The organism is Mesorhizobium sp. M6A.T.Ce.TU.016.01.1.1, from assembly GCF_003997065.1.
GTDB classification, from domain to species: Bacteria; Pseudomonadota; Alphaproteobacteria; order Rhizobiales; family Rhizobiaceae; genus Mesorhizobium; species Mesorhizobium mediterraneum.
The window spans coordinates 1-1,454 of sequence record NZ_RZTJ01000083.1 but is presented as its reverse complement, the minus strand read 5'-3'; the positions used below and the strand labels follow the sequence as shown (position 1 = coordinate 1,454).

The 1,454-nt window shown below is 66.4% G+C and carries 2 protein-coding genes; one reads left to right on the top strand and one right to left on the bottom strand.

What is annotated here, in order from left to right; genetic code table 11:
• A partial coding sequence (locus tag EOC94_RS33305; protein ID WP_127295864.1) for a LysR family transcriptional regulator occupies window positions 1-161 on the bottom strand: 161 nt, incomplete at its 3' end.
• On the opposite strand from EOC94_RS33305, the gene EOC94_RS33300 reads away from it, so the two are divergent.
• Entirely contained in the window at window positions 105-1,442 is a 1,338-nt protein-coding gene (locus EOC94_RS33300) for an MFS transporter (RefSeq protein WP_348627416.1), read from the top strand. The two genes, EOC94_RS33305 and EOC94_RS33300, sit on opposite strands and share 57 nt — an antisense overlap.
• The last annotated feature ends 12 nt before the right edge of the window (window positions 1,443-1,454 follow it).

Sequence of the window (1,454 nt, the reverse complement as noted above, 5' to 3'; positions counted from 1 at the left end):
CGCTCGAAGAGTTCGACGCCCAGTTCCATCTCCAGATTGCGGACGTGGCGGCTAACGGCGGCATGGCTGACGCCCAGTTCGTCCGCCGCCGCAGCGAAGCTGCCATGCCGGGCAGCTGCTTCGAAGGCGCGGGTCGCGTTGAGGTTGGGCAGTTTGCGCATGGGACCAGTATAACAAAAGCGTTCGCTTGCGGCAAAAAATATCGTTTGAGTGAAAGCTCACTTCGCGGCATCTCCCGGACACCCCATCGCCAGGAGGATGCCATGACCCGAGCGCAGAACCCCCAAACCCGGATGATCGGCGCGCTGATCCTTGGCGTGACGATCTACGGCCTCGCGATGGGCACCACCTATCCGCTTCTGGGTCTCTTGCTATCGGATCGGGTGTCAGGGGCGCTCAATGGCCTGAATACGGCAGCGACCGGCCTCGGCCTCATGACCGGCGTGGTGCTGGTGCCCGGCCTCGCCCGCCGGTTGGGCGCCGGTCGAACGGCGCTGGCAGGTGTGGGGTTGATGGCGGTGGCGCTCGTTGCACTGGCCTTCCTGCGGGACTTCTGGCCGGTCTTCGTGGCCCGCGTGATTCTGGGCTGCGGTGCGGGTCTCATGTTCATCGTCGCCGAGACGGCGCTGAACGCCGCCGCGGCCCCCGAGCGGCGCGGGCGGATCATGGGCGTCTATACCGCTGCCAATGCCCTCGGTTTCGTACTCGGTCCCGCGATGATCGCAATGATGCCCGACCGCCCGGCCGCGCTTCTCCTCGGTTGCGCCGCGATAGCGCTAGTGGCGCTGATCCCTTTCGCCGCGGTGGAACGGCCGGTGAGCCGCTTGGTCGTGCCGGGATCGGGGCGCCACCTCGTGTCGGCCATCACAGCCTTTCCCCTGGCCTTCGGCTTTCTCTTTATCGCGTCGATGATTGATGCCATCGCCATCAGCCTCATGCCGGTCATCATGCTCGATCGCGATTTCGACGTCTCGCAGGCGGTGCTGCTCGCCGCGGTGTTCCATGTCGGCCTGGTGATCGGGCAGCCGCTGATCGGGCTGGCGCTGGACCGGGCCGGCCGCCGCCGCACCGTGCTTGGTTGCTGCGGCCTATCGCTCGCCTGCACCCTGCCGCTGGTCTACGGATCAGGCATGGGGTTCTGGCCCGTAGCCGGGCTGATGCTGGTCTGGGGCGGCGCGAATTACGGGCTATACACCGCCGGGCTCGCGCTGATCGGCGACCGCTTCCGGGCTGAGATGCTGACGGCGGCCACCGCCGCCCTTGCCTCCGTCTATGCTCTGGCCGCGATGATCGGCCCCGTCGTCGCCGGCAGCATGATGAATGCGCTTGGCGCGCAGGGCCTATTTGGGGCAGCGGCGGTTGTCTATCTGACGGCGCTCTGTGGTGGCCTCTGGCTGTTTCGGCCTGTCGAGCCGGAATGGCCGAAGCATCAAATCCGCTGATGTCAGCAATAG